Here is a 23344-nt window from a genome sequence, read left to right on the forward strand (position 1 = left end):
CTTGGGCGATTCGCCCTCGACACCCGTGAGATTCAACCATGATTTGGTCCTTTCGGTCGCGGGCCGCACACGGCCCAGCGATCCGTCATACGCCACGCCCTTCGAAATTAAACGCCGAATCGCTCGAAGACCGGAGCGTGCCCGCGACCTTTACGCCTAACACGTTCGGCGGCGGGACGTTCGAGCCGTTCGACAATCCTGCGCTCGAAGTGCGGTCCGCTAGCGGCGACGTGAACGCCGATGGCGTCGCCGACATCATCACCGCGGAAGGCCCCGGTGCCGGGAGCGGTTCGCGGATCCGAATCTACGACGGCCGCGCAGCCCGGTTCTCATCCCAGGCCGTTCTAATCTCGGACTTCTACGCCTACTCGAACGTCCCGGGTGCGGGCCAAGCGCCAGGGTTCGCGGGCGGCGTGTTCGTCGCGGCCGGCGACTTCAACGGCGACGGGTTCGCCGAGGTGGTCACGTCCGCCGGTGCGGGGGCGAGTGGACACGTCAAAGTATTCGACTTCAACAATAACGGGTCGTTCGCGGGCAATGCCCCCGCGCTGCGGGCCAGTTTCTTCGCGTACCCCGGGTTCCTGGGGGAGATCCGGGTGACCACGATGACCCAAACGCCGGGCGCGTCCCCATTGCTCGTCACCGCGTCCGGCGCGGGCACCACGCAGTCGGACATCCGGATGTACTCGAACGCCTTCGGTATCGGCGAGGTCGGGCCTTCGACGCTGGTGAGCCCGGTGTCGCAGACGTTCCCGTACCCGGGGTACCTGGGCGGCGTGTCTGTAGCCGGCGGGAGCAACGGACAGTTGTTCGTATCGCCCATCACCGGGGCTTCGCAGATCAGCACGTTCGCCACGGACCCGTTCTCCTTCGGCGGCACGACGCTCGTGCCGGGCGCCACTTATCAGACCGGGTTCAACAACCCGACCGACGTACGACTCGGCTCAGCCGACATCAACGGCGACGGCCTTCTCGACGTGCTGACCTCTTCCGTGGGGGCCAATACCGCGACCCCGATTTCGGCGTTCTCGCTGAACAACGGTCTGACCGCCCTCAACGGCTTGAACGGCTTCCAGGGGTTCGGGTTCTTCGGCAACTCGTGGCTGGGGTCGAGTGCGTTCACCGCAGTGACACGTAACCCGTCCACCGCCGTAGGGCTTGGCAGCGCTGGGTTGACCGGCGGAAGTCTTGCCGGTCAACAGGGGTTGGTCGCCCCGGGTGCCACCCAAGGGTTACAGGCGGGCGGGCCAGTGTTCTTCAACTCCGGGGCGTTCTCGCCGCCGAGCTACACGTCGAACCAACCCCCGGTCTTTTTCAACTCCGGCGCGTCCGGGGCGAACTCAAGCCGACCGAACAACGGCACTCTGTCGCCGGGCATCTTCTAACCTCGCCGCACCTGTCGGCCGGAGAGACGCCCCTCTGGCCGTTCCGCACAACACGCTTGCTGGTGCATGTTTTTCAAGACGGTGGATGGTTTTACACTGTAGTTATCGGCCCAGATAAACCATCTCAGCCACGACGGTCAAATCGACCCCGCTTCCGCTCTGAAGGAACCCCGCACCGCGTGCGGTCACATCGATCACCAAAACGTGGTGACTCGTTGCAACCGCTTGGTGGTCGGCGGCGTTGAGGTCGCGGACGGTGGCGAGTTGCCCGCCCCCCGAGATCTTGTAAGCGCTGACGGCCCCGGTTGTGCTCGACTTCCCGGCGGACGCGGACTGCTCGTCGGTGCGCCAGTCGAACCCGGCCGGGACGGTGCTCACCGCGTAAGTCACGGTGCCGTAACGGTTCGTCACCTGAACCCGGTGGCTGCGGACGTACCACCCGGGCGGGGGCGAGTAAACGGCCCGCTTCGACTCTCGCCCGGTGCTGCCGACGGCCAGCGACACCGAGAGCACCGGGAGCGTCCGGACCGTACCGGAAGGGGGCGTATCGTGGGGCGCGGCGGGCGCGCAGGGGTTGTCTGTGGGGTTCGCGGTCGCGGCACCGCCGAGGGAAACGGCCAGCGCGACGACCGGAGCGAGAAGCGTTCGTGTCGCGGACATGATCGGCCTCCGTACCGGATGTGTTCCGGGCGGACCATTCTTCGCAACCCCTGCGCCCGGGGACAACAAAAGCGCCGGATTGTAAGATCGCCATACGAAAGGCACCGCCGGGCTTACCGCCGCGCTCGCCCCTTGCCCCGCCGCTGCCCGCACGCCCACGGGGGCCTGGGCCGCTGTTACACCAGGTTCCCATATGGACGCCGCGGCAACGCTCTTCGTGTACGGCACCCTCAAGCGCGGCGAGCGCAACCACCGCTTACTCGCGGACCAGCCGTTCCTCGGCCCCGCGACCACCGCGCCCCGGTACCGTGTGGTCGATCTCGGGCCGTACCCCGGGTTGGTGTGCGACGAACTCCAGGGGCTCGCGGTTCAAGGCGAGCTGTTCGCGGTCAGTGAGTGCTGCCTCGCCGAACTGGACGACTTTGAAGGCGTGCCCGGCCCGTTCGTACGCGAGCGGATCGAAATCGATGGCCGCGGCGACGTGTGGGCGTACTTCATGAACACGCCCGTGCCCCAAGGGGCGAGCACCGGCGACCGCTGGCCGCTTCCCGCCGCTTGAACCGTAACAGCCGGTCCCTTTAAAGCTCTGCTGGCCCGCGGGGCTGTTCTTCTCGGAGTTCGCGCATGCGCCTCACCCTTCTCGCGTTGCTGTTGTCGACCGCGTGCGCGCTGCCGGCCGTCACCCCGGACGCGGCCGCACAGCCCAAAGGCCAGGAGAAGCCGAACGAGAAAGGGAAGCCCAACCGGCTCGCGAAGGAGAGCAGCCCGTACCTGCTCCAGCACGCCCACAACCCCGTGGACTGGCACCCGTGGGGGCCGGAAGCGTTCGAGCGGGCGAAGACAGAGAAGAAGCTCATCTTCCTGAGCATCGGGTACAGCGCCTGCCACTGGTGTCACGTCATGGAGCGCGAGTCGTTCTCGCGCGCGGATGTCGCCAAAATCCTCAACGCGAACTTCGTGTGCATCAAAGTGGATCGTGAGGAGCGCCCGGACGTCGACGACATCTACATGACCGCCCTCAACACCACCGGCGAGCAGGGCGGTTGGCCGCTCAACATGTTCCTCACCCCGGACGGCAAACCGATCTTCGGTGCGACCTACTTTCCCCCCGACGACCGGAAGATCGGGGACGACACCATCCCCGGGTTCAAGACGGTTCTGAACAAGGTCATTGAGTTCGACAAGGACCGGGCGGATCTGGAGAAGCAGGCCGCCCGCGTCGCCAAAGCGACCGTCGAAGCCCTCGACGCGAACAGCAGGGCGATCGCGCTCGTCCCGCTCAAACGCGACTTGGTGAGTGACGGGCTGGACGCCTTCGACATCGACCCCGAGCACGGCGGCACGGGGAGCAAGAAGCGCGACTACAAGGGCACCAAGTTCCCGCGCCCGCCGGTGTGGGGGTTCGTCCTCACGCAGACCAAGAAGCCCGGGAACGAGCGGCTCGCGAAGCTGGCGCACAACACGCTCGCGAAGATGCTCGAAGGGGGCATTTACGACCACCTCGGCGGCGGGTTCCACCGGTACAGCACCGAGCGCACCTGGACCGTTCCGCACTTCGAGAAGATGCTCTACGACAACGCACAACTGGTCGAGCTGTACAGCGAAGCCTACGCCCTCGCCCCGCGGCCCGAGTACAAGCGGGTGGTGGCCGAAACGCTCGAATTCGTCCGGCGCGAGATGACCGCGCCCGAGAAAGGCTTTTATTCCGCACTCGACGCCGACAGCAACGACAAAGAAGGCGAGTTCTACGTCTGGACCGCGGACGAAGTCGCGAAGGTACTCGGCACCGATGCCGACACCGCGCTCGTGAAGGCCGTGTACGGCGTAACCGCGCCCAACTTCGAGGACAAGTTCCACATCCTCCGGCTCCCGAAACCGCTGGCGGAGGTCGCGAAAGAACTGAAACTCACCGAGGACGCGCTGCTGACGAAACTGGAACCGCTCAAGAAGAAGCTGTTCGACCACCGCGCGAAGCGCGAGCGGCCGTTTCTCGACACAAAAGTCATTACGGCCTGGAACGGTCAGATGATCGCGGGCTACGCCAGGGCCGGCGGCGTCTTCAAGGAGCCGGCCTACGTGCGCGCCGCCGCGGACGCCGCCGACTTCTTGCTCACGAAGCTGCGCGACAAGGACGGCCGCCTGTACCGCATGTACGCGGCTGCCCCCGGCGGCAAACCGGCGCCGAAGGGGGCGGCGTTCCTCGACGATTACGCGTACCTGATCCACGGGTTGCTGAACCTGCACGACGCGACGGGCGAACCGAAGTGGCTCGACGCCGCAAAGGGGCTGACCGATCTGGTGGTGAAACATTATGCGGACCCTGTGAACGGCGGGTTCTACTTCACCGCCGCCGACGGCGAGAAGCTGTTCGCCCGCGCGAAGGACAGCTATGACGGCGTGCAGCCGTCCGGTAACTCACAGATGGCACGGAACCTTTTGCGGCTGGGGGACAAGACGAAGGACGACGGCTACCGCGACCGCGGCATCCGCACCGTGAAGGCGTTCTCGTTCGCGCTGCGCACCGCCCCCACCTCAATGCCACTGATGCTGCGCACGCTGGACGAACTGCTGGACGCGGCGGGCGAGCCGGGCAAGCCCGCGCCCAAGGAGGAGCCGAAAGCGAAGAAGCCGCGGAAGTCGGAAGACGTGGTGACGGGCAAGCTTACGCTGGAGCCGGCGAAGGGCGGCGTGCGGGAGTTCGCGGTGGCCCTGACGGTGGAGGCGCCGTGGCACGTGTACGCGAACCCGGCCGGGGCGGACACGCTCGCTGAATCCCGCACCGAGGTCACGGTGTACGTGGGCGGGAAGAAGGTGGACGCGAAGATCGAATACCCCAAGGGTAAGGAGATTGCCGACAAGGTCGTCGGCACGTACGCGATCTACGAAGGCGCAACGACCATCAAGGGCCGCTTCCCGGCGGGCGAAGGTGAGATCGAGGTGCGGGTGTCCATCAACGCCTGCAAGGACGGGGTGTGCCTCCCGCCCAGCACCCTGAAGCTGAAGTGACATGCCCGCTCCCCGGTTCGGTGCGTGCGGCGAGTGACACAACAGGAACCACCCACAAGGCTTTTGGGCGCGATTCGCGGGTAGCAACCAACCCGCGAATCGCCAGTCCGGTGCCAGCGTGCGGCCAGCGAAGGGGGTAGCGACCAGCCGCCACTGCCCCCATTACGGTCCCGGCCGGTCCCCCGCCGGTTTCCATCTCTGCGTCGCGCCGGCGGTCACACGAGTTGCCAGCCCTTGCGGTACTCGCGGCGGATGAACGGGTCCGCGTCGGGGCAGTTCGTCGCCTTCATCTTCTCGGCGTCCCACTCCAACCGCTTGCCGACCCGGAACGCGACGTTGCCCAGGTGGTTCGATTCCGTCAGCCACCCCGCGTACTCGAAGTTGCAGGTGGTCGGCGCGCCGGTCTTGCAGGCGTGAATCCACTCGGCGTAATGGCCCTTCGACTTCTCGATGAAGGGTTTTGGCCGCACGAAATCGGCGAACCGCTTTTCGGGCAACAACAGGTACTTCGAGTAGTCCGACAGCAGCATCCCGTTGTCGCCGACGAACAGCACCCCGCTGCCCCACTGCGGGATCTTCTTTTCGGTCCACTGCGGCGGCTTGAAGCTGCCCTGGTGCCACGTCATTTTGACCGCGGGCATGTCCCCGCGGGCCGGGAACTCGTACACGGCCTGCATCGACGCCGGTGCGAGTTCGGGGTGCGGCTTCGGGCCGTTCGCCGCGACCGCGGTCGGCGCTTTCAGCTTCAGCGCCCAGAACGGCAGGTCGTTCCAGTGCGAGCCGAGGTCGGACATCGTGCCGTTGCCGAAGTCCCACCACCGGTACCATTTCGGCCCCGGCACGTACACGGGGTTGAACGGACGGGCCGGCGCCGGCCCGAGCCACAGTTCCCAATCGAGGCCCGCGGGGGGCCGCACATCGTCCTTCGGCCGCTCGGTCACGAACAGGATGTCCTTGTTCGCCTTCGCCTCTTCGGCCGATTGCAGTCCCCAGGCGCGGCCCACCCACACGTGAACCTCGCGCACCGGACCGACGGCCCCGGTTTGGATCAACTCCACCACGCGGCGGTAGTTGTCCTCGGCGTGGATCTGTGTCCCCATCTGGGTAGCGAGCTTGGTCTTCGCCGCCGCCTCGCGGATGACGCGGGCCTCCCAGATGTTGTGCGTGAGCGGCTTCTCGCAGTACACGTGCTTCCCGTGCTGAAGGGCGAGCAGCGTGGCGAACGCGTGCGTGTGTTCGCACGTGCTGACCACGACCGCGTCGAACGTTTTCGGCTGCTCGAACAGCTTGCGGAAGTCGGTGAACTTGCGGGCGGACGTGTGCTTCTCCGCGGCCTTCTCGACCGCCGGGGCACTCACGTCGCAGAGCGCCACGATGTTTTCGGACGCCACGCCGTTAAGGTTGGCGGCGCCGCGCCCGCCGGCACCGATGATCGCGACGTTGAGCTTCTCGTTGGCGTTACGGGCGCGGATGTAGTTCGGCGCCGCGAGGGCGGTTGCGGCGGCGGCCGACGTTTTGAGCAGCGAGCGACGTGACAGGGTGCGCGACATGAATGCGCCTCCGGAAGGTGGGTGCGGGCCATTATCGCGCCCACGGTGACTCACACAAGCAGAAAGGCACGAGGGTGCCAGTCGTCCGAACGCGGCAGCCGGAAACAAGCTCTCCGTTCGTTGAATCGTTGTTGCTTTAGCAGCGAGCATTTCGGGCGTTTTCGCTCGTGTGGTTGTTTCGGAACTCCCAAAAAACCTCAAATAAAGCAGTCTGTACCAACCTTCCGCCAAGGCGGCGAAGCAGTTCACTCGATCGCATCCAATCGCAAACCACTTGTGGCAATCATGTTGCGGCAACCAAATCGGCGGCTTCAGGAACGGCGTTCGGCCCGTCTCGGCAACGCGACCCGGCCTTTGGGTGTGATTCGGTGGTAGCTCCGACCCAGCGAATCGCCAGTTCGTGACCAGCCCAAAGGCAGCGAATGTCCAGTCGGCGCCCCGTACCGATGCCGCCCCGCAGCCAATCTCTCGTTGCACAGAACCGGCCGACACGCCCGCGCGTTAGCCCCTCGCCGCACCCGGATCGCATACCGGTGCGGTACCCGCACCAACGGCTTCCGCGCGTGCCTGACGGGCCAGGGGCGTGGGACGGATCACCGGATCCACGTCCCACGCCCCCGGCCCGTCAGGTTTGAATCCTGTCGGTTCTGGCCTGCGCGGTGCGGAGCGGGTGACCCGTCCATACCGGCAGATGGCACACGGCTCCCGAGCCGCGCTACTTTGGTTGCGGGCCGGTCTTCGGCACCGGCAACGGGGTGGCCCACGGTGGTGTTACCACTTCTGGCAGGGTCGGTCGGAACGGCGGCAGCGTCGGCACGTAATCCGGAACCTGTTGCGGCGGTTCCGGAGCCGGTGCGGGCCGAGAAGGGGCCATCGCTACACGCGGCGGATTCTTCGCAACCGGCGGTTCGTTGGTCAAATTCGGTACGGCCGGTGAGGCCGCAGTCGGTGCGGCGGGCGGGGCTGGTGTTGGGGCCGAGGGGGTGAACATCGAGCGAACGGCCGCGCGCGCGCCGGGCAGCACGTTCGGCCAAAGCAGCCGCGGCCCGGACGAGGGCATTGAAGGTGGTACCGCGGGCGGTCGCGTGCCGACCGGTTGCGCTCCCACCGCCGGCAATTGGAGCGTTGCGGTGGGGGCGAGCGGGGGGAGCCGTGCCGGAACCGCGGGAACCGGCGGCGCGGGGATCAGGGCGACCGCCTGGCGCGGTCCCGCCGGGCTCGCGATCGGCGGCTCGACGGTTTGCGCCGGCAGTCCGTCGCCCCCCTTGGCCGCCCGGTAGCCGCTCAGGTGATATTCCCACAGGGTCCGCTGTGCGGCCAACCGAACCAGCGGCGAGGAATCACCTTCGGCCGCCTCGCTCAGTGCGACCGCCGCCTGCGGGTACACTTCGCCCAACTCGCGGAGCGACGCAGCCGCTTCCACACGCACCGACGCCGACTCGTCACTGCGGAGCGCGCGCACGAGGGCCGGGGCCACCTCGGGACTGAGCCGCGGGTCCGCGCGCCCGAGTTCGTCGGCCGCGGCCTTTCTCTTCTTCTCGTCGCGATCACTTTTGAGCGTTTCAACCAGCGAGTGGGCTTTCGCCTCGTCGAGCCGGGGCTTGCGCGAGAACGGGTTGGTCGGCCCGGCCAGCGCCGGTAGCGAGAACGCCGCCAAGGCAACGAGGGCAATCGGGGTGCGTGACACGGGAGACTCCACTGCGCCCCCGCGGCGAACCGGGGACATCAGAAGAGATCGGTCTCGGGCCGCTTGCGTTGTGGGAGTTCTGTAAAAATGGGAAGGCGAGGTGGGCCACCGGCCCGCTACCGCCGGCGCACGGGCCACAACCGCCCCGTCCGTGCGCCCGTCAAACCGGTGCGGCCGGCACCGTCCTTACATACGTGCCCGGTGGTAGTGCCGGTTTTCTTGACGAGCCGCGACCGCCGGGGAGCGGCCACGTACCCCGGTCGCTGGCGGTCGCGGCTCGTCAAGAAAACCGGCACCCGTTGCGGGTTCATGTATTAGAACCCGCCGGGGCCGCCACCGGGACCGCCCTTGTTGCGGTCGCGCAGGTTCTCTTCCTTCTTCTGAGCGGGCGGCGGCCGGTACGTGGCCTTATCGGGCTCGTTGTACCGCGGTTCGTTCGGCGGATCGAGGTACTCCTCCACCTTCGGACGGCTCACGTTGTACTTGTCGTGGTGACACCCGATCGCCGCGCACGCGACGACCAGCGCGATCAGCGCCCGCATGTCTACTCCCCCTCCGCACCGTGTTTGTCTCACGCCTCATAGCGGCGCGCGGAGAGAACACAAGGCGAAGTGTCCAGGGCCTGTCTACGGCGGGCCGCCCCCGTCGGGCGGGGCGAGGCGGCTCGGGGCGGGCCGGGACCGATCCCCAGGGGCACGTAGCCACCGCAATCGATGTCGGAAGCCGAGGGCGTGGATCCGGGCGGGGCCGTGCGGTCGCCCGACGCGCGATGCCGTTGAGGCGGGTGCGCCCCGTGAGCGTGGCAAGGGCAACGAGTCCCAGGAAGGAGGCGCGGAGGAGTTGGCCGCGCTGCTCGCCCGCGCCAAGCTGACAACCCGGCAGCGGGAGCTGTTCACCCGGCACGTCGGGGGCGGGGAACTGCTCGGAGACCTGGCCGCCGAGCAGGGCGCGAGCCGCAGCCGCGTGGGGCACGTGGTCGCGGGGGCACTGGTAAAGCTTCGAGCGGCGGCAGGGTAGGTCGTGCCACTACGCTGGCGGCGAGACGCAAACGATCTTGGCGTGCGGACTCGGGCTGTGTGCCGCCCGAGTGCGGCAGATCATCGACAGGACGATGGGGAAGGTGCGTGCTGTACAGGATTGTGGCTCATGCAGGTTCGGCAGCACCAAGCTGATTGCAGCGTAAGATGTTTTTTATAATGGCTTATGGTGAAAAAATGAGCGAAGGCCTGTGGCGCGACCTGAACCCTTTGGAGGGAATGTGCTCTCTGCTTAAGAGCACAAACGGTTCAAGCAGAGCAAATGACGAAGAGATCAACGAAGAAGAAGTTTGCGCACTAAGTGTTTATTGCGCACAATTCTCTGGAGGTAAACGGGGTCTGCAAAGGCGCTTGGTTGCTGGGACGCGAATCAACTGGCAATCTGCGTTGAAATCGCTATAACCGCCATTCCGGTGGCGATAGCTGATTCGCCAAAGCCCCGGCCTCACTAGAAAGGGGGGAAAGCAGCGATGAGCGGCATTTCTCTTGATCTGGTGCAAACTGTCGCGCTCGGCCCGTTCAACCCCCATATCGTAGAGCCCCATTGGCTCCGCAGGCAAAGGCTATGCACAGAGGATGAGTTTCAGAGGACGCAGTTCCTCCCGGGCGACGACCCTCAGGAAGAGGCGTTTTTGCTTGGGCAACGAGAATGGCAGGTCGATTACACTCGCTTGTCAGTTGCCACGCGGCAACCGAAACGTGGTGTTCCCGATGATCCGGGAGCATCGGTAGCCGCTGTTATTGGCCACTTGCCCCACACTCCGGTTCGTGTCGTTGGCCACAACTTTCACTTTTCGTGTTCGTTGGAAGATTGGGGGCCAAGGCCGCTTCCTCAGCTGATTCCGGCGCCTGTGGTAACGCCATCGGCGCTGGCTCTGGAGTTGCACAGGACACAATGGGCCGGATCGTATCGTGGTAAGGACACCTGGATTGAGGTGACCATTGATGCCGCTCAGCGAGAAGGGGTTGTGGTCCTCTTATTCAACCACGACAGATCCACGAACCCAGAAGATCACACTACGGCCGTAGCAGCTGCGGGTAAATTTCGCGACGATCTGAATGTCACCGCACGAATGCTCTCCCTGCTATTCGGGGTAGAATGGTTACCATGACACTGACCACTCGAGATACACGAACGAGCTACCGCCGGCCTGTGGGGGCTGCGGCAGGGTCACAGCAGCACAAGCAAGAAGTTGCTGCCGAGCGTAGTACGCCCGCGCGCGAAGGTGCTGCGGAGCGGACCCTTTTTTGGCGGCTGGTTCGCAACCTCATTCTCGCGTCGCACCGTGACCGGACAGTTGCCCGGTCTAAGGTTGTTGATTATTTGAAAGCAACTCGGTACCCAGGCCCAGCTTTCAACGAGCTCCTTTTCCAGTGCTCGAAAGAAGGCGGTCCTGATGGTCTCGACATCGCTATCGATGTCATCGCCGAAGTCGGCCCAGAGGCGGCAAGATACGCGCGGCGTTTGCTCAGCATCGATTCTCCGAAGTGGGATCCGCCAGGTCTTCGCCGTCAGGTAACGGATAGCATTTGGTACGCAATCCTACGTGGCGTCTGTCAATCGAAGGCTGATGTTGCAGAGAAGATCATCCTGACGTTAACTGCTGCTTTGCGGGGTACTGTTGGTATTCGTGAAGCTGCGGCTCACGCTCTCGGCGATTTGGCCGAGTGTGAGGGGCCAAGGGTAAAGGACGTTGTAACGTACTTCCTTGGCGAGCTTGCTGGTGAGGATCAGCAACCTGAGGTTCGGCAGGCTGCCACCGAGGTGCTGAGCGCTCTGGAGGATTAATGGCCGCCCAGCCAATGTTGGCCGGGTCAGGTCTTATTGGCCCGGTTTATCTCCGGAAACTGCCTAAGAAGAACAGTCTCGGTGACCCAAGCCAATCGCCTGAAATGCGTGCGGTTTGCGTCGCCGAGGCTGTTTTCTTATGTGACCCAAACCCTTACAGCCTTTTTTTGGTCAATAGCGAAAACGATGATGAACTATTGCGTCTCTGCATTGGGTATAACGGCGGAAGATCCAGCCTTACGTCAGATTTAGACTGGTGGCCCATTGCCGCTGCTGAACTCTCAGACGCTGGCCTTCTTCCGGTAAAGACACCGGGAGTTACGCGCTGTCATTACGCGAACTGTCGGCACTACGACGTTCCGGCGACAGAGTCGCAGCTTCACCAGCTGTGCCTTACCCTTCTACGAGCCAGACGACCGGTTCTTTCGCTTCGGAAGTCAGCGCTTCGTCAGCCGGCCGAGCAAGCGAGAGCGGGAGGTTGCCTTGCGGCATTGCATGATCAAACTGCCTGCCTAATAACTGTTTGCAATCAAGGCTAAGCTGCCACTTGCAAGGTTGGCAACGGAATAGTCCACAACTTAACCCGCGCAAGCTTAAAACGATCCAGATAGTGTCACGTCGGAGGCGGTAGTAAATACTACCGCGGGCATTGAAAACGACCGGTTTCGACGGATTTCGAGACGCCCGCTAGAAATTAACAAGTCCCTAGAATTCCTAGGGGCTTGTTAGTATTTGGAGGCCATCGTAAGCGGGCGACTGATCGCATCGCCCACCCGGTCCGGCTCGCCGGGAAAGGGGATGCCGCGCGTGTCGAGCCGGCCGGCGAACCCGAGGGCGCCCGCGGGGCGGTCGAGGCGCCACGCGAGGAACTCGGCCGGCTCCAACTGGGCCGCGAACCGCGCGGCTTTGTCGAAGTGATTTTCGGGCACGGCGCCGCTACCGGTGGACCCGGGACCGGCGGCGGATCAGCTCGTCCACCACCGTGCCGACCAGCAGGGTCACGCCCACGACCGCCGGGATCACGTCGCTTTCGGCGCCCCGGAAGGTCACGATGCTCTCGATGATCGGCAGCACCATCGCACCGAGCACGATGCCCACGGCGGTGCCCTCACCGCCCCGCAGGCTGCACCCGCCGAGCACCGCGCCGAGGATCGCGTACAGCTCCCAGCCCAGGCCCGCGTTGTTGGACTGGACCGACGGCGCGTCCAGGAACAGCAGCACGCCCGCCAGCGCCGCCAGCGCCGAGCACAGCACGTACACCGCGAGCCGCGAGCGGTTCACGTTGACGCCCGCGTACTTCGCGGCCAGTTCGCTGTGCCCGATCGCGTACCAGTAGCGGCCGTAGGCGGACCGGTGCAGGAAGAACCCGACCGCCGCCGCGAGTACGAGCAGCAGCGCGAACTGGGCCGGGAACACCAGCTCGCCGTCCGCCGGCGTCTTGCCGATGAGCAGGTAGCGGAGGGTCCGGAGCGGCCCGTTGAACTCCGGGTGCAGTTCCGCGGCGTTCTTCAGGCTCACGGTGCTACCGATCAGCCGCGCGGCCCCGCGGAAGATGAACATCCCGCACAGCGTCACGAGGAACGGTTGGAGCCGCATCCGCGTGACGAGCAGCCCGTTCGCGGCGCCCGCGCACGCCCCGAACAGCACCACGACCGGGACCGCGGCGTACGGGTGAACGCCGCGGTTCACCAGCGTGCCGAACAGGAACGCGCCGCACGCGACCACGGACCCGATGGACAGGTCGATGCCGCCGGTGATGATGACCAGCGCGGCGCCGAGCGTGATGACCCCGTACTGGCCCTGGTAGCTGGCCACGGCGATCAGGTTGCCGGGCGTGCCGGCCTTGTCGTCGGAGAGGAACAGGGCCACGTACAGCGCCGCGACCAAGCCCAGGACACCCAGAAGGCGAGTCATCACGCGGTTCCCCCGGTCGCCAGTCGCATTACCGCTTCTTCCGTCAGCGCCGCGCCGGCGAGCTCGCCGGCCACACGGCCCTCGTGCATCACGATCACCCGGTCTGACATCCCGAGCAGCTCTTCCATGTCACTGGTGATCATCCAGACCGCGACGCCCCGGCCCGCCAGTTCGTCGATGAGGGCGTAGATCTCGGCCTTCGCGCCCACGTCCACGCCGCGGGTCGGCTCGTCGAGGATCAGCACCCGCGGGCCGCGCGCGAGCCACTTCCCGTACACCACTTTTTGCTGGTTCCCGCCGGACAGGAGCCCGACCGGCTGCGCCGCGGTGGGCGTCTTCACCCGGAGCCGGTCGATCCAGGTGCGGTGCAGCTCCGCCTCGGCGCGGCGGTTCACCCCGAGCGGCGAGCCGAGCCGGTCCAGGTTCGGGAGGCTCAGGTTGAAGCCCACGCCCTCGGCCAGCACCAGCCCGTGCAGCCGGCGGTCCTCGGGCACCAGCAGCACGCCGCTCGCGATCGCGTCCCGTGGCGACCGGACGCGCACCGGTTCGCCGTTGAGCCGCACCTCGCCCGCGGTGAGCGGGCGGACGCCAAAAACCGCCTCCGACAGCTCGGTGCGGCCCGCGCCCACGAGCCCGGCCATCCCGAGAACCTCGCCGGCCCGGACCTCGAAGCTCGCGGGCGTGACCGGGCCGTTCCGGTACCGCACCCCGCGGAGGCTCAGCACCGGCGCGCCCCCGGTCCCAGAGCGGTGGACCTTGGGGTAGAACTGTTTCAGGTCGCGGCCCACCATCAGCCGCACCATGTTGTCGTGCGTGACCTCGCCCTTCGCCAGCTCCCCCGCGTTCTGCCCGTCGCGCAGCACCGCCACCCGGTCCGCGACCCGCCTCACCTCCGCGAGCCGGTGCGAGATGTAGAGGACCGACACGCCCGCGGCCTTGAGGGCGTCGATCACGGTGTAGAGCTGCTCGGTTTCCTTCTGCGTGAGGCTGGACGTCGGCTCGTCCATGATGAGCAGGCGCACGTCGGTGCCGAGCGCGCGGGCGATCTCGACGAGCTGCTTCTCGCCGGGCGGCAGGGCCTCGACCCGCACGTGAGCCCGGTCCGCGGGGAGCCCGACGCGGCCGAGCAGCGCCGCGGCGCGGGCGCTTGTCGCGCGGCGGTCGAGCACGCGCAGCGCGCCGCCGGTGGTGACCTCGCGGCCCAGGAACAGGTTGTCGGCGACCGTCAGGTTCTCGGCGAGGTTCAGCTCCTGGTGGATCAGGCTCACCCCGGCCGCGATGGCCTCCGCGGGGGCGCGGAACGCCACCGCCCGGCCGTCGAGCCGCACCTCGCCCGCGTCCGGAGTGTACACCCCGGCGACGATCTTCATGAGCGTGGACTTGCCGGCCCCGTTCTCGCCGACCACTGCCAGCACCTCGCCCGGCGCGAGCGTGAGCGAGACGCCGCCGAGCGCGAGCACGCCGGGGAACTGCTTGCGGGCGTTCGTGATTTGGAGCCGGGGGTGGGGCATGGCGGACCGAGCGGCGGCAGGTAGATGGGGCGGCGCGGGACCGGTTCTGCGGGGCCGCCCGGGGCGAACGCGACGTGTCGCTCTCGCCCGGGCGGCCCCGTCAGCGCTGTCGGGGCGTTCGCGGGGTCACTTCTTCACCGACTCGAGTTTGCCCCGCAGGTCCGGCTCGAACTTCGCCACCTCGACCACCTCGCAGCCGAGCGCCGGGTCCGGCTTGCCGTCCTTCGTCACGACGCGGTACGGGATGCGTTTGACGTCGAAGCTCTTGGTCGCCAGCGCCTTCACGGACTCGTACCCGTAGGCGAACGGGTCCTGCACCACGGTCGCCTCGATCTCGCCGGCCGCGATCCCCTTGAGCGTCTCCCAGTCCTCGTCGAAGCCGACGATCTTGATGTCCTTGGCCATCGCCTTGGCCTTCGCCTCGTTCAGGATCGCGGGCGGGTTGTAGGCGTACAGCCCCACCATGCACAGGTTCGGCAGCCCCTTCACGCGGGCCAGCACGGCGCCCGCGGTCTTCTGGGCGTTGACCGGGCTGTTGTCCTCGCGCGGGGTGCGGTCCACGACGTGGTACTTGACGTCTTTCCCGTACGTGCGCACCTCGAGGTCCGGCTTCTGCGGGTGCGCGCCGTCCACACCCTTGGCGTCCTTCTCGCCCGCCAGCTCGTCGAACACGCCCTGCGTGCGGGCTTGGCCGTTCGCCGATTTGGTGTCGCCGATGAACACCCCGACCGTGCCCCCTTGGGGAAGGACCCTCTTGATGAGCTTGCCCGCCGCCCTCCCGGCCTCGTAGTTGTCGATCCCGACGTAGCACTTGCGGCCGGTCTGGTCGGCGTCGTTGTCCATCGTGACCAGCGGAACCTTTTTCGCGATGCGGGTGAGGTCTTCGGTCTGCCCCTTCGGGTTGATGACGCTGACGACCATCCCGTCCAGGCCCTGCTTCTCCCACGCCTCGACGATCTTCATCTGCGCCTGCGCGTCGAAGTCCTGTTCCGGCTGGCGGAACAGAAGCTCTACGTTGAACTCGGCCGCCGCCTTCTGCGCGCCGGCCTCGCAGATGCGCCAGAAGTCGGCGGTGCAGTTGGTGACGACACCGATCTTGGCCTTACCGGCCCCGTCTTTCTTGCCGCACGCGGGCACGCAGGCCAGAACCGCGGCCAGCGCGGCGATCACCGAAACGCGAAGGACGGTCGACACGGTAGCACCCAGTTCGAGGGAGAAGCGGGAATTCGTAAAGGGTGTTTACAAACTACCGGGCGTGACCAAAGAGGCAAGCGTGAAGGTGCGAAGTAAGGGCGTCAACGGTCGGCCCGGTAGGGCTCGCCTTCGCCCTTGATCAGATCCGGCGGGTGAACGGTGCCGCCGCCCGCGACGTAGGCGAACAGCTCCGCAACCTCCTCGCCGCGCATGTGGTAGTCGCGCAGCTCGTCGAGTGTGACCCACCGCGCGCCGAGGGACTCGTCGTCGGGGCGGGACTTGGGCGGGGTGTCGTCGGCGGGTTCGGCGAGGTAGACCACACGCATCCGCGCCCCGATGGGGAGCGGGGCGTGCTCCACGCGGATGACCCCGGTGAGGCGGATCGGGACGCCGCCTTCTTCGAGCGTCTCGCGCACCGCCGCCGCCGCGAACGTCTCGCCCTCTTCGACCCGCCCGGCCGGCAGGTACCACGGCTGCCCGTGCTTGTTCTCCTGCACGATCAGGAACTGATCGCCCTTGCGCACCACCACGAGGGCGAAGCACCAGGTCGGGATCGGCGCGCGCGGCATGTCAGGCTCCTGTCCGCCGCCCGGGCGGTGTGCGGGACGGCACTGAACGCTAGCAACGGCCGAGCCGAGCAGCAAGGGCATTGCGGATTCATGTCCGCAGCGAGGATAGTGTGGGACTCAATCGCAACGAAATGGCCAAGAACGTTTTTGATAGCGTCGAATGCTGATCGATTTGTAACCCCGTTTACCCCGTCGATCCTGTTAAAAACGTTCTTGAAGAGTGAGGCCCCCGCGCGGGTCGAAAGGGAGCGACGACCCGCCGCCGTTCCGCCACCAAGGTCCGAGCAAGAACGGAAGCACGATCCGCTCACGCGGTCCCGCCCGAGTAGAATGATCCGTTCAGTTGTTGGAAAAACTGTCCCCCCACCGCCAGCGATCGTCTCCGGCTTCGTCACCCATTGCGGCCTTGACGTGGTGCTGGAGTTCGGGGGGGATGGTCGCCTCGATCAGCCGGTCCGCGATGGTTTCGAGCACCACCTGGGGGAGGTCGAGCAGTCGCAAGCTGGCCCCGGCCTCGCGAACCTGCTGGCACACCCAGGCGAGCAACAGCAGTGCGTCGCCGGTGAACGACGTGACCCCGGAGCAGTCCAGTGCGGGTTGGCACCGGGGGTCGGCTTGGAGTGCGAGCAGCGCCTCGCGCGTGGCGTGGAGCAGTTCGGGCACCCCCACCCGGCCGCGGAGTACGAACACGTTGGACGGTGGTTCGGGCATATCAACTGGTTCTCGTCAGCTTCAACGGCCGAACCGCGCCCCGCACGCGATCCGCGCGACCCCGCAGAACCCGTAAACCGCTCGTCCCGCGACGCGGTACCCGGCCGAAACTCGGCACCAGATGGAGGATGTGTGTCACGTTTTGACGGGGCGCGACCGCCGCGTGGGTGGTGCCGCGCCTTTCCCTCCCGCGTCAATCGCGGCTCGGTGAAGGGCGCCGCCCGCTCAGAAATCGGCGAACCCGTCGCCGCCGAGCGAATCGAGTTCGTGGCCGCGGCCGTTCGACGCCTGACCGCTGCTCCCGTGGCGGTTGTTGACCGCCTTCGCGACCGCCGCCCGGGGCTTCGTCGAAGCGGCCTTCTTGCTCGCACGTGTGGGGCCGGTGTAACCTTGGCCGTGTGCGAGTTTGAACCGGGCGATGAGGTCGCGGAGTTGCGCGGCCTGGTCGGTCAGGGCCTGCGCGGTGGCGTTCATTTCCTCGGTCTGGCCCGCGTTCCGCTGGGTGGCGCTGTCCATCTGCGTGACGGCTTTATTGACTTGGTCGATGCCGATGGACTGTTCCTTGCTGGCGGCGGCGATCTCGGTGACGATGTCGGTGACCCGCTTGACGCTGGTGACGATCTCGGCCAGCGCGTCCCCCGACTTGTTCACCAGCTCGGTGCCCGTCTCCACCTTCTTCACGCTGTCCTGGATCAGCCCCTTGATCTCCTTGGCCGCGGTGGCGGACCGCTGGGCCAGGTTCCGCACCTCCGTCGCCACCACCGCGAACCCGCGCCCTTGTTCCCCGGCGCGGGCGGCTTCGACGGCGGCGTTCAGGGCCAACAGGTTGGTCTGGAACGCGATCTCGTCGATCGTCGTGATGATCTCCTCAATCTTCTTCGACGACCCGCTGATCTCGCTCATCGCCCCCACCGCCCCGCTCACCACCTGGCCCCCCTTCTCCGCCACCTCCTTGGACCCGCCGGCCAACTGGCGCGCCTGCTGGGCGCTGTCCGCGCTCCGCTGAACGGTGGCGGTAATTTCCTCCAGCGCGGACGCGGTCTCCTCCAGGCTGCTCGCCTGCTCTTGGGCGCCGGACGAGATCTCTTCGCTCGCCGCGGACAATTGCGCGGACGCGTCGGCCAGTTGCTCGGACACGCCCTTCACCCCCTCCAGCGCCGTCCGCACGCTCTCCACGGCTTGGTTCAGCGACGCGGCCATGCGGCCCACGTTGTCGTCGCCCAGGTCCGGGATCGACACCGTGAAATCGCCGGCCGCGAGCGCGTCCACGGTCTGCACGATCGTCCCGACCTTGCGCTCCAGCTCGGCCGCCGCCGTCGTCGAGCGCTCGGCCTCGTCCCTCACCTTTTGTTCCAAGAGCTTGGTGGCGGTCACGTCGGTGGCGAACTTGACCACCTTGTAGGGTTTGCCGTTGGGTCCCAGGATCGGGTTGTACGAAGCCTGGATCCACACCTCTTTGCCGCCCTTGCCGAGCCGCTTAAACTCCCCCGCCACGTACTCCCCGCGGTTCAGCCGCGCCCAGAACTCGCGGTACTCGGGGCTGGCGACGAAGGCGGGTTCGGCGAACATGCTGTGGTGCCGGCCTTGGATCTCGGGCAGCCCGTACCCCAGCGCCCGTAAGAAGTTGTCGTTGGCCGTAATGATGGTGCCGTCCAACCGGAACTCGATCACCGCCTGCACCTTGTTCACCGCGGTGAGCTGGCTCGAGAAGTCGGCGTCCCGCTCGTGCGCCGCGCGCAGGTTGTCAATTGCGACGTTCAGGGCCGCCGACATCTGGCCGATTTCGTCCCGGGAGCGCACCTCGGTGTGCCGGGTCAGGTCGCCTTTGGCCACCGCCTCGATCACGTCCTTCGTCTGCTGGAGCGGGCGGGCGGTCAGCGCCGTCAGCGCGAACCCGAGCCCGAGGGCCAGCACGCACCCGCCCCCCACGGCCCCCATGACCCTCGTGCGCGTGAGGTCGCCGAATTCGTTCGCCTCGGCCTGCAACGCTTTCATGAGCTCCTGCTTCGAGCTGAGCAACTCGTTGAGCCCCTGCTCGACCGCGTCAACGGCCGCCCGGACCCCCGGCAGCCGCGCCGTGGCCTCCTGATCCTTGTGCTCGCGCGCGAGGGCGACGACCGCGTCCTGGGCCGTCCGCAACTCGCTGAACCGGCGCTCGATGTCGGCGGCTCGGGCCTTCTGTTCGTCGCGGGCGATGGTGCGGCGGTAGGCGTCGAACTCGGTGCGGAACCGCGCCTCGTAGGAGCGAATGTCGGCCGCCCGCCGGTCCACCGCGGCGGGCTCCGTGTCCAGGATCGCGTTGCGCACTTCGCGGTCGATGTGGAGCAACTCGCCGTTGGCCTCCTGAAGGTGGTTCAGCCCGTCCGCGTGGCGGGCGATGATCGCAGTGCGGTCGATCACCTGCGCCTGGCCGCGCAGCCCGACCCAACCGGCAGCCGCCATCAGCGCAATAAGGGCACCAAAGCTGATGCCGATCTTGGACGACACCTTCAGGTTGCGGAACCAGTTCATGGCGTTGCCCTTGGCATGCAGTGCCAGGAGAGTGGACGTGCCCTTCCCCGCGCCCGCACACCCGCCCTGCGGGCGCCGGGCGGCCGTTGCTGCGCACTCGCCTGGTGTCGCACCCTGGCCGCAGCGGGTCAGTAACTATCGTCGAGAGAGCACAAATTTTTGCCAGTTTGACAAGTGTAAGTATCTGCGGCGAAGGTCAGGGTGTGATGAGTTGGCCTCACGAGCCCTCAACTCGCGGAGGCGCGTTCAGCGGCACGACCTCCGCGTGGAAGGTGTGAGTGAGTGGCGGCGCGATCGTAATTCGTTGCTGGCCCTGCTCTTGCTCACCGCTCGTCACGTTCTCGCTCGTTGAGGTCGCGGCGCTCGAACTCGCGGAGCCGTGCGTTAAGGTCTTGGAGCCGGCGCTCCTGACCGCGCAACGTGAGCGCGACCGTTAACCCCAGGACGCCCACCGCCGCCAAGCCGGCTGTCTGACCCGGAGGTACCACGAGGGCACCGGCGAACGCCAGCGCGGACGCCGCCAGAACCGGCGCCGCGCGGAGCAGCGGCCGGGGCGCGTTCCGCCGAGTGAGGCCCCCGGGCTGGTGTGGTGCGAGAACGTCCTGACCGGCGCAGGTGGGGAGCCCGGGCCGGCGTGCCCACGTGTGACCGAGCGCCCCGACGAGCAGGCCCGCGAGTGCCCACACCAGAGTCGAACTCACCAGCGGGTGCAGCAGTCCGGTGCTCAAGACGATGGCGTGTGCGGTCAGCCCGCCGCCGACGGTTCCGCCGAGCGCGCCGAGCACCCCGAGCCGGGCCGCGAACGTGAACCGCCGCGGTCCGCCGGCGGCGCGACCGACGAGCATGCCGACGGACAAGCCGAGAACGGCCCCGGCACTGCCGAGGCCCAACGCCCACGGCAGGGGGTCCGTTGTGGCATCGGCACGGAACGAAACCCCGAAGTACGCGAAACCGAACACCAGCGCCGCCGCCCAAACGCCACCGGTCCAGGCCGCGCCGACCAGCGCCCACCAGACGGCCGACAGCCCATTCGGCGGGGCCGGCGCGTCGGGTCTGTTTGTGGACGGGGGAGTGGTCATCGCGTGCCCCGGCGGCCGTCGGTTCATTGGGATGACGCCGCGGCGCGGGCACGGTTTCACGCGTCGGCGGAAGTTGCGTCACGGCCCGGCGGGCGGCACCGAACCGCATAGCGGGCACCGGCAAGACCGATACCACCGCCCCGCGCATATCCGGTAAATCACTTGGCCCCAGACGGGAATGAAGCTGAGACCGGCTGCGATCAGGACGCCGGCCGTCGGGACCAGGAACGCGCGGTACTCGAGCGTGGCCGCGAGAGGAATGCTGAGCCCGGCACCGGCTACGCACGCGGGCACGGTTCCCCGCGTGGTGCCGCCATACGCTCTTCGCCGCGGGCGAAGTCCGTTATTACTCGGACGTGTTCGGGTCCGGCTACTAATCTCAATTCCGGCCGTCGCCAACTTGAAACGACCGGGAGCGGGTTGCGCGGCGGGGCGCCCGGGTGTGCTACTTCTGCCAGGTCGGCGCCGGGGCCGACGTGTTGAGTTGCTTGCGCAGCAACTCGCCGCGGTCGGACTGCTTGACCAGCGGTTGCACCTGCTCCAGCCCCGCGGGGTCGAAGCCGGCGCCTTTCATCAGCTCGCGGGCGACCTTCGCGGTGTCCTCGGGATCGACCCCGGGGGCGGTTCGCGGGTACCGCTTTTCGTGGTACGCGAGGTTCGCCTGCTGGCTCGCGTCGTAGGCCGTACCTCCGGGAACCATCGACCCCGCGCCGTGGCCGGTGTCCCGCAGCGGGGCCACCTCACGGGCCACGCTCTTCGCGTTCCGCGCTTCCGCCACCATCTGGCCGAGTTCCGAGCACAGCACCGCCGCGAGTTCTTCTTCGGTCTTGCACTTGTTCACCAGCCCCTCGCTGATGAACAGTTCGTTCGGGCCGCGGTGGAACAGCGTGGGCTCCTTCACGCCGATCGTGAAAATCATGGGCTCGATGCCGGTGAACGTGTTCTGCACGACGATGCGCCGGCTCAGCACCTCGACCCGGCTGGCGGTTTGGAGCGACGCGGCCGGCACGTCCTTCGGGTTGAAGTTCGACGTGCCGTCGTCCGGCCCGAACAGGCGGCGCGCGGACCACGACCCGTCGGACAGGCACCCGGTCGAGGCCAGCAGCGCGAGGCCCGCGACCAGTGCGGCGATGCGGTTCATGCCGGTGCTCCGTGTACACAGGGAGCCCGCCGATAGCCGGTACGCCGGGGCGTGTCGAGAGCGCCTTTCCGGCGCGCCGAGCAGGCGAGCTGGGTTGTTACAGCACGTGCGTCAGACGTACATCCAGCCCTCGCGGGTGAGCCGCGGGTGTACCGCGAGGGCCTTGTGGTCCGCCTCGCGGACGCCCCGAAGCGCCCCGACCGCCGCGATCACCGCGTCCAGCGCGTCACCGCCCGGGTTCCGCATGATGACCCGCCGGAAGTGGTCGCTGATCCGCACCCGGCGGGCCAGCCCGCCCAGGATCGCGTGCCGGGTCGCGACGCACCGGCGCGGCAGCGGCCCGCCTCTCGGGTGCTTGTAGTTCTGGTGCGGCAGCCCGTCCCTCTTCAGCACCGACGACGGGCAGCACTCCACCACGACCCGCTTCGCCTTCGGCACCTTGCGGTACTGGAACGGCAGCACCGCCGTCCCCGGCGTCGCGGCCAGCGGCCGGACCACGTCGCGCATGCCGAAGAAGGTCTGGTAGTGGGAGTCGGAGAAATGCGAAAACCGCTGAGGATGCGGCAAAATCGCTGAAAATGAGCACCGCACGCTTCGCGCGAAACCCCAGGGAATCGCACCATCCCGCTGGGGAACGTGCGACGAAGCGTGCGGGCCTGGTAGACGTTTTGCAAAAAGTGCGGCCGCTTTCTCTTCCGCAATCTCACGCGGCTACCGAGTGGAATCAATGCACCCACGGCAGGCGACGGCCGTCAACCCGTACTGAATGGCCGGCGTTATGCCCCGCGTCCGCAGCGCGATTACCTAGTCGACCAGATCATGCTAGTGATATTGAGGATGTGACGCTAAGCCGCCGACCCACTGGAGGCGGGCCTAGCGTGATGGAAGTGCCGCCGTTCTGCATGAGGTCGATTGGCGCTGCGGAGTGCTCCCGCGGCGCGGGGTCACGGAGGCCGTTGGTGGCCCAGTGGATGTCGGAGGCTTACCTACCCAGCTTGCCACCGTACTACTCGAAAAGTGCGAATCTTGTCGATTATATGGATTGACACAGTCGAAAGCTCCGAGTAATTCTTGATGAGGGCAATTCGTCAAATTCTTAGGAATTTGAGAAGACATCATGCTTCGGCGTCGTGTGCTCATTGTCACCATCATCGCGAGCAGCTGCGCCGCCGCCGGCGGCGCAGTGACTGGTCGTTTGCTCTCACATTCTCCTCCAAGCTCCGAAGTGCCGCAGACGGGCAGCGATATAGTCGTGGCCCCGGAAGATCTTGACTTCGGTGACGCGTGGGCAGATCCCGCGTTTGTTCGTGTCCTGCGCGTTCACAACACGAGTCAACAGACGGTCCAAATCGAGAGGTGGCGAACCTCCTGCGACTGCGCCGGCGTTCAGCCGACTAGCCTCCGTTTGGAGCCCGGAGAGACACAGAATATTCAAATGAATATAGACCTAACACGGACGGTGGATATGTCCTCCTCCACGCAGTCGCGGGTAGAAGTGCCGCTGGCAGCGGTCATTCGTGGTCGCGATAGCGCAACCTGGGTGCTCCGAGGTCGTGCCCGGCCGTTGCTTGTCGCCTCGGGGGCTGAGTATGTCATCTCA

At 66.7% G+C, this 23344-nt stretch carries 20 protein-coding genes; 6 read left to right on the forward strand and 14 right to left on the reverse strand.

Annotated features, from left to right (window positions below; all coding sequences use genetic code 11):
* Window positions 1-137 precede the first annotated feature (137 nt).
* Window positions 138-1385, forward strand: a complete 1248-nt coding sequence (locus R5W23_RS20125) for a VCBS repeat-containing protein (protein ID WP_320687830.1) — start codon at window positions 138-140, stop codon at window positions 1383-1385.
* 102 nt (window positions 1386-1487) lie between these two features.
* Here the strand turns inward: R5W23_RS20125 and R5W23_RS20130 are convergent, their stop codons facing one another.
* Window positions 1488-2045: a hypothetical protein gene (locus tag R5W23_RS20130; RefSeq protein WP_320687831.1), complete on the reverse strand. Its 558-nt coding sequence runs from the start codon at window positions 2043-2045 to the stop codon at window positions 1488-1490.
* Window positions 2046-2238: 193 nt separating this feature from the next.
* Here R5W23_RS20130 and R5W23_RS20135 point away from each other — a divergent pair, with 193 nt between their 5' ends.
* Entirely contained in the window at window positions 2239-2604 is a 366-nt protein-coding gene (locus R5W23_RS20135; protein WP_261189910.1) for a gamma-glutamylcyclotransferase family protein, read from the forward strand.
* Between the two features lie 65 nt (window positions 2605-2669).
* Window positions 2670-5051 carry a DUF255 domain-containing protein gene (locus tag R5W23_RS20140; protein WP_320687832.1) on the forward strand — a complete coding sequence of 794 codons (2382 nt, stop codon included), beginning with the start codon at window positions 2670-2672 and terminating at the stop codon, window positions 5049-5051.
* A gap of 215 nt (window positions 5052-5266) precedes the next feature.
* Here R5W23_RS20140 and R5W23_RS20145 read toward each other — a convergent pair whose 3' ends face one another.
* The 3 genes from R5W23_RS20145 to R5W23_RS20155 form a co-directional block, all read right to left on the reverse strand.
* Window positions 5267-6601, reverse strand: coding sequence for a Gfo/Idh/MocA family protein (locus R5W23_RS20145; protein WP_320687833.1), 1335 nt, complete (start codon window positions 6599-6601; stop codon window positions 5267-5269).
* A 715-nt stretch (window positions 6602-7316) separates the two neighbouring features.
* On the reverse strand, window positions 7317-8288 hold the full coding sequence (locus tag R5W23_RS20150) for a HEAT repeat domain-containing protein (RefSeq protein WP_320687834.1): 972 nt from the start codon (window positions 8286-8288) through the stop codon (window positions 7317-7319).
* 314 nt (window positions 8289-8602) lie between these two features.
* Window positions 8603-8830: a hypothetical protein gene (locus tag R5W23_RS20155; RefSeq protein ID WP_320687835.1), complete on the reverse strand. Its 228-nt coding sequence runs from the start codon at window positions 8828-8830 to the stop codon at window positions 8603-8605.
* 298 nt (window positions 8831-9128) lie between these two features.
* Here R5W23_RS20155 and R5W23_RS20160 point away from each other — a divergent pair, with 298 nt between their 5' ends.
* Window positions 9129-9305, forward strand: coding sequence for a hypothetical protein (locus R5W23_RS20160; protein WP_320687836.1), 177 nt, complete (start codon window positions 9129-9131; stop codon window positions 9303-9305).
* A 1128-nt stretch (window positions 9306-10433) separates the two neighbouring features.
* Window positions 10434-11114 (forward strand): hypothetical protein, encoded by a 681-nt coding sequence (locus R5W23_RS20165; RefSeq protein WP_320687837.1) that lies wholly within the window; start codon window positions 10434-10436, stop codon window positions 11112-11114.
* 725 nt (window positions 11115-11839) lie between these two features.
* On the opposite strand, the gene R5W23_RS20170 is transcribed toward R5W23_RS20165, so the two are convergent.
* From R5W23_RS20170 to R5W23_RS20215, 10 genes are all read right to left on the reverse strand, one after another.
* On the reverse strand, window positions 11840-12043 hold the full coding sequence (locus R5W23_RS20170; protein ID WP_320687838.1) for a hypothetical protein: 204 nt from the start codon (window positions 12041-12043) through the stop codon (window positions 11840-11842).
* A 7-nt stretch (window positions 12044-12050) separates the two neighbouring features.
* On the reverse strand, window positions 12051-13028 hold the full coding sequence (locus tag R5W23_RS20175; protein ID WP_320687839.1) for an ABC transporter permease: 978 nt from the start codon (window positions 13026-13028) through the stop codon (window positions 12051-12053).
* Complete coding sequence (locus R5W23_RS20180) at window positions 13028-14539, reverse strand: sugar ABC transporter ATP-binding protein (RefSeq protein ID WP_320687840.1); 1512 nt, start codon at window positions 14537-14539, stop codon at window positions 13028-13030. Before R5W23_RS20180 ends, R5W23_RS20175 begins: the two co-directional genes overlap by 1 nt.
* 126 nt (window positions 14540-14665) lie before the next feature.
* The gene (locus tag R5W23_RS20185) at window positions 14666-15733 is read right to left on the reverse strand and encodes a substrate-binding domain-containing protein (RefSeq protein WP_320687841.1); all 1068 of its coding nucleotides are present in this window, start codon (window positions 15731-15733) and stop codon (window positions 14666-14668) included.
* Between the two features lie 101 nt (window positions 15734-15834).
* Window positions 15835-16302, reverse strand: a complete 468-nt coding sequence (locus R5W23_RS20190) for an NUDIX hydrolase (RefSeq protein ID WP_320687842.1) — start codon at window positions 16300-16302, stop codon at window positions 15835-15837.
* A 339-nt stretch (window positions 16303-16641) separates the two neighbouring features.
* Window positions 16642-17013 carry an STAS domain-containing protein gene (locus tag R5W23_RS20195; protein ID WP_320687843.1) on the reverse strand — a complete coding sequence of 124 codons (372 nt, stop codon included), beginning with the start codon at window positions 17011-17013 and terminating at the stop codon, window positions 16642-16644.
* 225 nt (window positions 17014-17238) lie between these two features.
* The gene (locus R5W23_RS20200; protein ID WP_320687844.1) at window positions 17239-19524 is read right to left on the reverse strand and encodes a methyl-accepting chemotaxis protein; all 2286 of its coding nucleotides are present in this window, start codon (window positions 19522-19524) and stop codon (window positions 17239-17241) included.
* A 323-nt stretch (window positions 19525-19847) separates the two neighbouring features.
* A complete protein-coding gene (locus R5W23_RS20205; protein ID WP_320687845.1) occupies window positions 19848-20603 on the reverse strand; it encodes a hypothetical protein in 756 nt (251 codons plus the stop codon).
* A gap of 445 nt (window positions 20604-21048) precedes the next feature.
* A complete protein-coding gene (locus tag R5W23_RS20210; RefSeq protein ID WP_320687846.1) occupies window positions 21049-21744 on the reverse strand; it encodes a hypothetical protein in 696 nt (231 codons plus the stop codon).
* A gap of 111 nt (window positions 21745-21855) precedes the next feature.
* Window positions 21856-22251 (reverse strand): hypothetical protein, encoded by a 396-nt coding sequence (locus R5W23_RS20215; protein ID WP_320687847.1) that lies wholly within the window; start codon window positions 22249-22251, stop codon window positions 21856-21858.
* A 610-nt stretch (window positions 22252-22861) separates the two neighbouring features.
* Here R5W23_RS20215 and R5W23_RS32755 point away from each other — a divergent pair.
* On the forward strand, window positions 22862-23344 hold a 483-nt coding region (locus R5W23_RS32755; RefSeq protein ID WP_407936151.1), incomplete at its 3' end, for a DUF1573 domain-containing protein.

This window comes from Gemmata algarum (assembly GCF_034097035.1).
Taxonomy (GTDB): Bacteria; Planctomycetota; Planctomycetia; order Gemmatales; family Gemmataceae; genus Gemmata; species Gemmata algarum.

Coding starts and splice junctions, on each gene's coding strand:
- R5W23_RS20155 (WP_320687835.1), bottom strand. CDS start 8,830: ATGCGGGCGCTGATCGCGCTGGTCGTCGCGTGCGCGGCGATCGGGTGT.
- R5W23_RS20165 (WP_320687837.1), top strand. CDS start 10,434: ATGACACTGACCACTCGAGATACACGAACGAGCTACCGCCGGCCTGTG.
- R5W23_RS20215 (WP_320687847.1), bottom strand. CDS start 22,251: ATGCGCGACGTGGTCCGGCCGCTGGCCGCGACGCCGGGGACGGCGGTG.
- R5W23_RS20175 (WP_320687839.1), bottom strand. CDS start 13,028: ATGACTCGCCTTCTGGGTGTCCTGGGCTTGGTCGCGGCGCTGTACGTG.
- R5W23_RS20200 (WP_320687844.1), bottom strand. CDS start 19,524: ATGAACTGGTTCCGCAACCTGAAGGTGTCGTCCAAGATCGGCATCAGC.
- R5W23_RS20140 (WP_320687832.1), top strand. CDS start 2,670: ATGCGCCTCACCCTTCTCGCGTTGCTGTTGTCGACCGCGTGCGCGCTG.
- R5W23_RS20190 (WP_320687842.1), bottom strand. CDS start 16,302: ATGCCGCGCGCGCCGATCCCGACCTGGTGCTTCGCCCTCGTGGTGGTG.
- R5W23_RS20180 (WP_320687840.1), bottom strand. CDS start 14,539: ATGCCCCACCCCCGGCTCCAAATCACGAACGCCCGCAAGCAGTTCCCC.
- R5W23_RS20135 (WP_261189910.1), top strand. CDS start 2,239: ATGGACGCCGCGGCAACGCTCTTCGTGTACGGCACCCTCAAGCGCGGC.
- R5W23_RS20195 (WP_320687843.1), bottom strand. CDS start 17,013: ATGCCCGAACCACCGTCCAACGTGTTCGTACTCCGCGGCCGGGTGGGG.
- R5W23_RS20145 (WP_320687833.1), bottom strand. CDS start 6,601: ATGTCGCGCACCCTGTCACGTCGCTCGCTGCTCAAAACGTCGGCCGCC.
- R5W23_RS20205 (WP_320687845.1), bottom strand. CDS start 20,603: ATGACCACTCCCCCGTCCACAAACAGACCCGACGCGCCGGCCCCGCCG.
- R5W23_RS20210 (WP_320687846.1), bottom strand. CDS start 21,744: ATGAACCGCATCGCCGCACTGGTCGCGGGCCTCGCGCTGCTGGCCTCG.
- R5W23_RS20130 (WP_320687831.1), bottom strand. CDS start 2,045: ATGTCCGCGACACGAACGCTTCTCGCTCCGGTCGTCGCGCTGGCCGTT.